Genomic DNA, 8,406 nt, shown 5'->3' with positions numbered 1-8,406 from the left:
TGCCTGCTGCCTGAACTCCAGGCTGAACTCCTGCCCCTTTCTGCCTGCCTTGCTCTTGGTCATCGTCCACCTCCTATTGCGATAGTTAATCGCTTATAGGGGTGTCCGTGAAACGGGGGCAAGATCAGACATCCCCGACGACATCCTCGTAACCGTGGGTGTCCTTGTCGAAACCATCGGTTTCGACCAGATTTTCTATATCCCGTCCTCGTTCTACCTCGATCGCCAGGCACCCGGTGGATCACGACTTCCGAAACTGGAACTCCCGCTGGACCGACTGTCCATTACGCAATTGCGCAATGATCTTGATGGCAAGCTGGTTGGCGACATTGCCGATTACTACGACCAGGAGCCCGGTGACATTATTCGCATCTTCGCCCAGCCACTGGGAGGCGGCGCATCCATTCCCATCCTCGAAGTGAAGGTCTCGAGCCGCGATCAGCATACCCGCCCGGAGTTTCTGGAAGAGCATCTGGAAAAGCTGGATCCGGCTGGCACCTATGAGCTCTACTATGACGTCACGGACTTAGCTGGCAATCGCAGCATCGAGTTGCCACCCACCCAGCTCACGGTCTGGATCAAGGACGCGCCCGTCGACATGCCGCCGCCTGTCTTTCCAGGCAAGGAGGCGTTCGACGACGAGATACTTCGCGACCCGCAGATTCGACCGTTCATGGATGTCGAAATCCCGGATTTCCCTGGCGCCGCGGCTGGTCAGAGTGTTGTGCTCGTTATGCGAGGGATAGCCCTAGACAGCACGATCAGTGTCAATGTTGGCACGCTCGTGCCCGGTGATATAGGCAATGATCCCATCCTGGTAACCAAGGTTCCCTATGGAGTGGTTGCAACCCATCTGTTGCCCATATTTGGTCCAAGCTGGAACATGACGGCCTGGTACGAAGTGGAAGTGGGATCACTCCCCCGTCCTCAGTCTGACGCTGAAACGGCGACCATCGTCCCGGGCTTCTTGCCCGATCCCAGCCCCGATCCCGATCCCGATCCGGAACCGGGCAAGCCCGAAAACCCGAACAACGCATTCCAGGCGCCACTGCTAAAAGGCCTGTCCGCCACGGACGACATCATCACCGTCGGCGACAACGACAAGCCCGCAACGGTAACGGCGTATTGGGAGGACGTAGAGGGCCGCCCCGCCTTGCAAGTCGGTGATCAGATCCAGGCGGTACTCAACGGCGAGAACTACGGCGACCCCGTCGACGTGGACGACGAAGACGAGGACGTGGAGATCCCCATCGACGTAGCGAATCCTGGGCTACCCGACACGCCACTCGAAGGCGGCTACTGGCTCTACTGCGAGATCACCCGCGATGTCGAGGGCGAAGACATCACGATCGATACGCCGGCCAAGTACGTGGTGTTCCAGTCCACGGGCGACTTGCCCGGTGGCGGCACCCTGGCCAAGTCGTACTTCATCGCCGGCGAGCGCAAGGGGCCGGGGCGCTACGCCATCAATGGCTCGGATGTGGTGCAGGACAACGGCACCGATGTCCGCTGCTACGTCGACGATACCAAGGTTGTCCGGGGCATGACCGTCAACTGGCGTTTCGAGGGCTTCCTCCAGGGAGGGGCTCCGGCCCCCGGCGCTGCACTGGCAGGCAGCTTCGTCATCGACGACGGCGACCTCAGGCCACGCCCGGACGATCCGAGGGACCCAGCCAGGAATCGTGCGTTCCGGGATATCCACATCCCTCGCGCCAACCTGGAGGCCATCGGCGGCCGCGGCAGCGCGACCTTCGAGTATTGGATCACGGTGGCTGAGGGTGAGAGCAGGTCGGACAAGGACACGATCGTGGCGGATATCCGTATTCCGGATGCCGATGCCTGAGTCCTGCACATCAGTCTAATGCTCGATAGCTTGCTGTAACGAACTGCCATCGACCTGCACTTCACGGTGCAGGTCGATGGTTTCTTGCCTACACGCACCACAGGGACGTGAAGCCATGCGCAAGAAGACTCGCAAGGTGGTTGCGACACCACGCACCTATAGCGTCGCATTTCCCTCGGCCGAAATCGGACTGAGGCCCGACGTTCCGGATGCGCTCCCCGACGGCACCATTCCCGTCGACAAGCTGACCGCCCCCCTTTTAGTCAACGCCCCCCTCTGGGATCAGGCATACGCCGGCGATACCTACTGGCTGTTGCTAATCACTCCCGGCAAGGACCCCAAGGTGGTCGATACCAGGCTGCTGGAAGACCCCCTGCCCGATGTCGTCCCCCTTCACATCCCGGTGGACGAGCTGGAGAATCTGGCCGAAGGGCAGCATTTTCTGAGATTCGCGATCTATACGACCGGATTCGACCTGCTGCCTTCACTCGAATTCGTGATCATCATCGATCGCACCCCGCCCGGCGGGGATGTCCTGCCAGCCATCGTTTTCGACAGGGACATCGAAGAGAAGGGCCTCACGCTGGCCAAGCTCCTTGCCATGCCAGGTCAGAAACTACGTGGCATCGTGCCCAACTACGCCAACGGGAGCCGAGGCGATGTCCTCGCACTGAAAATGCGCTTGCGCCCGGATGGCCCGGAAGTGGATGCGGGGACATTCGTCGTCGCCGACCCCGACAGGGAAATCGTCGTTGAGTACGATCGCGCCACGCTCGAACGCATCGACGGATGGGGCACGGTCGACTTTTACTTTTATCTCAGCGACTCCGCGGGAAATCGCAGGCCCGACCCTTCCGTAGCCAAACCCATCGCCATGTGGATCAAGGGAGGTCCTGATCTCCTCCTCCCGCCGCTGATACCGGGGTTCGACACGGACGGCATCGTCACCGATCCCGACGCCCGTCCCTACCTGCGCATTCGCATTCCTGCCTACGAACCACTCCCCCTGGCGGGCGATCGCTTTATCGTACACGTGGGAAACCAGTCGATGGAGACGCCGCCCCTGGAACCAGGGGATATCGGCAACGATCCCGTACTGGACGTCGATTACCCCTATCGGCGGTTGTTCCAGTCCACCAGCGAGCCCTTGGACGAGGTGTTCGACGTGGATGTTTGGTACGACGTCGTTCGCGGGGGCGTCGAGGTACCGTCGCCCGCCAAACATGTCGACTTCGACCTGGGCATTCCCGGCGGCGTTGACCCGGACCCGGGCACGCCTGAGAACGAGGCGCTCGGCAAGGCATGGATCCAGGGAGCCAGCGGCGGCCCGATCAACGTCGTGAAACCGGGCGACACCCTGGTCGATGCCACCGTGACCGTGCCGTGGTTGAACACCCGTACGCCACCGGGCCCATCGTTCAAGGAAGGCGACACGATCCAGCTTTACCTGGACCGCGATCGTGTCGGCACCCCATACCAAGTCACGGCACAGGACGTGATCGACGGCGTCGACCTGACGCTCGTCATGCCGTCCGACGACATGCAACGACACACCGGCACACCAGACCTGTGGTACGAGGTGACGCGTGTGCTCGGCACAATGCCGCCGCAGCCTGTCACCGTGGCCGCTCCGCGTCAGTCCATCACACTGCAGGCACTCACGGACTTGCCCGGCGAAGGCAAGCCGCTCACACCCGCCAAATGGCTCGCCCCCACCCGACGCCCCGACGCCGACATCCCCGAGATCCGCCAGGAGGACGTGCTTGAAGACCGCGGAACGTATCTGCGCATCTACCGATACGCCAACATGGCCGTCGGCGATCGCGTGGACATGCTGTTCGAAGGGCATGATGGCCTAAACCCATCGAACCCCGTGTTACCGGGCACCCAACACGAGCAAACCTACATCGTCACGGAAACCGATCTCGTCGAGAAGGACGATGACAGCGAGCAACCGCCGGTCAAGGCCGTCTACATCGACATGCATGTACCCATCGAACACTTTTACCCTTTCGAGCATTTCGGGTCGGCCACATTCCTGTACGAAGTCACAAACGATGCAGGCACCGGATTCTCGGAACGGGACGATATTCGCAAGTACTACATCTACGTCGCGATTCGCGAACCCTGGCGTCTCAGGCAGCCTTAGTCCATCAGCTACCTGCCGCAGGGGTACGCCGACGCACGGCGGCGACACGCCGCACGGCACCACCTGCGTACATGGCTGCGCGAACGGTTGCGATTGCTCGAATCCATCGAGGCCGAACGAGAACAAGGAACGTAAAGGGTGGCGAGGCTCACCCGAGGCAGGCGGGATCAATAAATTATCCACCGAGTATCGACAACACGGGCGCCGCCTACAGACAATTCCGAGTTGGTTTGCTAGGGTAACGCTGCTGCCTGCGTCGTCATTTTCCTATGTCCGCAGGCAGCCTTCGCTCCCGGCCGGTGGGAGTCGCGCGCTGTGGGGATTGCAGTCCCAACACAGCGCGCTAGCCACCGAGTCCTCCTCAACTAGACCTAGCTAGCAAGGAAAAACGTCCGCATGGTTACCCACCATTGTACGTCACTCACCCGCCCGCCGCTTCCCCGCGGTGGCCCACCCTCCGGTGCCCGGGCCGTTCTGGCCTATCCCGAACGCGGTTGACGAACGGCGGCCTCGGCCGCCCCCGTGAGTTTTCTCTAGCCGTAAGCACCCGGCGCGTTACCGCGCGTCGGTTCACGGGGCCCTGAGTCCGCACCACTTTCGATATCACGCCGCCCGGCGTCCGGTCACGGACACGCCGGAGAACCCCCTCGTCCCGGAGCGATGCGTTTCAACGCGTCAACGTGAAGTTGCTTTACCCGTGGCACGTCCATGCCTGCATGGCGTGCCACACCTGGACAGACGGGAGCGGCACCGACGCAAGGAGCCTGACATGAAGGACACGAACCAACACTGGATTCTGGACGACGACGACGCATCCACCGAAGCGTTACTCAACGAAGCGACCGAATGGTTTGCCTACGCCCGCGGCACCGCGAGCCTGCTCGCCGAATGCCTGGGCAACGATCAGGTCGATGTCGACCCGCATGAACTATCACTTGCCCTGGGCGGCATCGCGGCTTTGGTCGCCGTAGGCACGCATTGCATCCAACGCGCCCATACCCAGGTCATCTTCGATCACCCGACCACCCACGAGGTGCCGCATGTTGGGGGTTGAATACGGCATGGGCATCGAACTGCTACAGGCGACGATGGCCATCGGCCTGATCGTGGTCAACGTGATGATCTTCGTCGACCGCCGCCACGGCATGACCATCGCCACGCGCGGCGCCCGCGGCTTCGCGGTGGCGGCCTTCGCCAGCGCCCTCGTCGCCCTGATGGCACTAGACCACCTCATGATCCAGGTATGGATCCACCCCTCCGACGACACCACCTTCCTGTGGTTCCGCATGGCGATGATCGGCATGGGCCTCACCACAGCAGGCGCGGTGGCCTTCTGGATCCTCTCCCGCTGGCACCCCTGAACGGTGGTAACCCACGCCCCCCGGCTGTTGTAGGAGCGCGCTTGCGCGCGATGCACGGCTGCCGCGAGCCCCCATCGCGCGCAAGCGCGCTCCTACATCAATGTCATTCCCTCGAATCTGCCGAATCAACGCAGCCACCCCTACAACGAACGACGGATACCGATCCATAGGGCGGCGGCTTAATGTCAAAGGACATCGCGTCACCCACGGAAAAGGACTTTTCCATGCAGTCGCATCACCCCACCCTGCTCGCCTCCCTGCGCGTGTTGTGCCGCGAACTGCTCGATCTGCTCGACCAGGTGAAGTCCCAGCGGGGCGCCCCGGCCAGCCCGCCGGTCATGCATGGCTCGTTGAGCAGTACGTTTCGCCCATTCGCCTCGCCATTGCCAACGCCGGAGGGTCTTGGCATTCCCTCGGCGTTGCCGGTCGACCTGACACCGGATATACCCGATACGCTTGACGACGGCACCATTCCCACCACTAAGTTGAACGAACCGCTATTAGTAAACGCACCGCTCTGGGATGAAGCAAAAACAGGCGACACCTACCTGCTGATGGTGACGCCCGCAGGGGGTCTTTCCGAGGAAGTTGACGATGTCGTTCTGACCGAACTTCTACCGGACCCCATCAAGCTCTACATTCCGCCTGAAGTTCTCAACCGACTACCCGATGGGCGTCACGATGTCAGGTTCGACATCATGACGACACCGGGCTTCGATCTCATCGAGGCGAACACCGTCTCGGTACGCATCGACCGCACGATGCCGTCACCCTGGGTCGAGAACGTCGACGCCGAAGGCGTGCTGCACCTGAATACGGTCAAGGACAACGTCGTTATTCTGGCTGAAATGCACGAAGGACGACCCGGAAGCCGTATTCGCGTGCATTGGGTGCCGGGCCGGGGTGGAGAATGGCTGTCGGAATGGCAAGCCGTCAATCGATACAACCAGACGCTCACATTCAACATGCCGGTGTCGGAAGCCAGCACGCGCGCAGGCGAGGTCTCCGTGACCTATGTCAGGGACGACGGAATCCGCATGGTGACATCGTTTCCACGCAACATCCGCGTCGAAGCGGCCGTACAGTTGTTACCTGTCGAGGTACGCGAAGCCCGCGGGAATCAGATCCGTCTATCGGATGTGCCTGGCGAAGGCGCTACGCTGATCGCCGCACGCCAGCCGGCAATTCCCGCGGGAAGCACGATCACGTTCTCCTGGGAAGGACGCGACGCCAGCGGTGCCATCGTGGAAGGCGATGCGATCGGTTACGACAACGCAAACCAACCGACACAGGTCAAGCTGCCACGCACCGACCTTCAACGCATCGCCGGCCAGATCGCTATCCGTTACGTCGCGGCGCCCGATAACCGGAACGGCTCGGGGGCACAGCCGCTGGCCGACCTGGTTTCGGATTGGGTGAACTTCGACGTCATCGCGATGACGAGCTATCCCGCGCCCACTGTCAGGGAAGCCGACAGCCAGGGCATGCTCCATCCGATTCAAGCCAAGTATGGCGCTACCGTGCGCATCGACGCCGATCTCATAGCCAGCGACCGCCTCACGGTCTATTTCGGCGACCATGTGGCGCCTACGGTCAGTGGCTCGCGCCCATTGGATGTGGTGATACCGGCGGATGTCGTCGGCGCACACATGGGCAGGACCATCGATGTCCGTTACACCGTCGAACGCAATGGCGATCAGGACGGCTCGGCGACGACACGAATCACGATCGTTTCCTTCGAGCAAGGTGACCCTTTGCTCCCGATCCCTCGCATCGACCGAGCCATCCAGGGCACGGTCGACCTCGGTGCCTTCACGGATGATCCACGGGTGCTGGTCGATCCCTGGATGCTCATGGGTGTTGGCCAGACCATGTGGGTACGGATCGACGGTGTGAAGGCGGGGCAGCCAACCAGCCTGCCTCTCTACAGTCGGGAGCTTGTCACCACCGATATGCTGGCCCGCGGCCTGGACATCGCCGCCGCCCGCGCGCAGCTGTCCCGTTGGGACAACAACTCCGATATCACCGGCGTCTGCAAAGTCAACTTCGCCGGGGGCGACGAGGCGGGCGCCATCGTGTTCCGGGCGATCACCTATCGCCTACTGGTCGGGCAAGCTGCCATCGGTGGCCGGCTGGTCGAACTGGAAGAGTTCGACGATCCTCCGGCCGTCGTCGCCAACGGCCAGGCCTATCGCTTGCGCTTCGCCACGATCCGTGCGGTAGGAGGGCGCATCCAGGCCACCAGCGGCGGCACCGCGCCTTACCTCGTCGGTCGTCAGATTCTACTCCAGGAAACCGGGGTGCCGGTGACGGCGAGGATCGCCTTCGACCATCCCGCGGCCGCGGTTCAGTTGGGCGTGATGTCGAGCAACGTCAACTTTCCCGTCACCGTGGTCGCGTACGGGCGCGACGAGCGAGAGCTGGGACGACGCTCTGCGACCACAGCGGGATGGGTCCAGTTCTCGGGCTCCGACAGCGACACGATCCTTGCTCTGGAAGTGATATCGCCACCGTCATATGCCGCGCGCTTCGACAACCTTCTCGTGACGACGGGCGATCCCTGGGATGTCCGCAGGGGAGAGGTGAGGGAAACGTTCAACGACCTGTCGCTCGGCTACAAGGGGACTCACTATGAGTTTGATCGGTGGCAGGTCACCGCCAACGGCGGAGACATCGAAATCACGCAGGCTCCCGCTGGCATGAGCGGACACGCGTTGGCGGTCCATCTGAACCCGCAGGGGCGCATCCATCACCTCACGCCCCAGTTTGCGATCTCCCCGCGCGTACGCGTCGAACTATCCGTGCGCAGCAGCGCAACGACCAATCACGGCGCGACTGTCGAACTGGTCTACCTGAACCATAGCGACAGACTGACAACCCGAACGGTCCGGAAAAACATCACGCTCAGCCAATCCACGCAACGCGTGCTTTTCAACGCCGTCAACGAGCTCGCCCGCGACAGCGAATACATCTCCCATTTCCGCGTCGTCAACACCACCAACGATACCTTGATCACCACCGTGTTCTACGACGACATCGTCATCGAATGACAA

At 62.0% G+C, this 8,406-nt stretch carries 5 protein-coding genes; all 5 read left to right on the top strand.

What is annotated here, in order from left to right; translation table 11 throughout:
* Nucleotides 1–154 precede the first annotated feature (154 nt).
* The gene (locus GAK28_RS09890; protein WP_291777914.1) at nt 155–1,843 is read left to right on the top strand and encodes a hypothetical protein; all 1,689 of its coding nucleotides are present in this window, start codon (nt 155–157) and stop codon (nt 1,841–1,843) included.
* Nucleotides 1,844–1,958: 115 nt separating this feature from the next.
* Nucleotides 1,959–3,992, top strand: a complete 2,034-nt coding sequence (locus GAK28_RS09885) for a hypothetical protein (RefSeq protein ID WP_291777911.1) — start codon at nt 1,959–1,961, stop codon at nt 3,990–3,992.
* A gap of 769 nt (nt 3,993–4,761) precedes the next feature.
* The gene (locus GAK28_RS09880; RefSeq protein WP_291777012.1) at nt 4,762–5,046 is read left to right on the top strand and encodes a hypothetical protein; all 285 of its coding nucleotides are present in this window, start codon (nt 4,762–4,764) and stop codon (nt 5,044–5,046) included.
* A complete protein-coding gene (locus GAK28_RS09875) occupies nt 5,033–5,353 on the top strand; it encodes a hypothetical protein (RefSeq protein ID WP_291777015.1) in 321 nt (106 codons plus the stop codon). The genes GAK28_RS09880 and GAK28_RS09875 overlap by 14 nt, the downstream gene beginning before the upstream one ends.
* 266 nt (nt 5,354–5,619) lie before the next feature.
* On the top strand, nt 5,620–8,403 hold the full coding sequence (locus GAK28_RS09870; protein WP_291777908.1) for a hypothetical protein: 2,784 nt from the start codon (nt 5,620–5,622) through the stop codon (nt 8,401–8,403).
* The last annotated feature ends 3 nt before the right edge of the window (nt 8,404–8,406 follow it).

Origin of the sequence: Luteibacter sp. (assembly GCF_009912395.1) — a bacterium.
Taxonomy (GTDB): domain Bacteria; phylum Pseudomonadota; class Gammaproteobacteria; order Xanthomonadales; family Rhodanobacteraceae; genus Luteibacter.
The sequence above is the reverse complement of the archived record's forward strand: the minus strand, read 5'-3'. Positions and strand labels throughout refer to the sequence as shown.

Coding starts and splice junctions, on each gene's coding strand:
- GAK28_RS09885 (WP_291777911.1), top strand. CDS start 1,959: ATGCGCAAGAAGACTCGCAAGGTGGTTGCGACACCACGCACCTATAGC.
- GAK28_RS09875 (WP_291777015.1), top strand. CDS start 5,033: ATGTTGGGGGTTGAATACGGCATGGGCATCGAACTGCTACAGGCGACG.
- GAK28_RS09880 (WP_291777012.1), top strand. CDS start 4,762: ATGAAGGACACGAACCAACACTGGATTCTGGACGACGACGACGCATCC.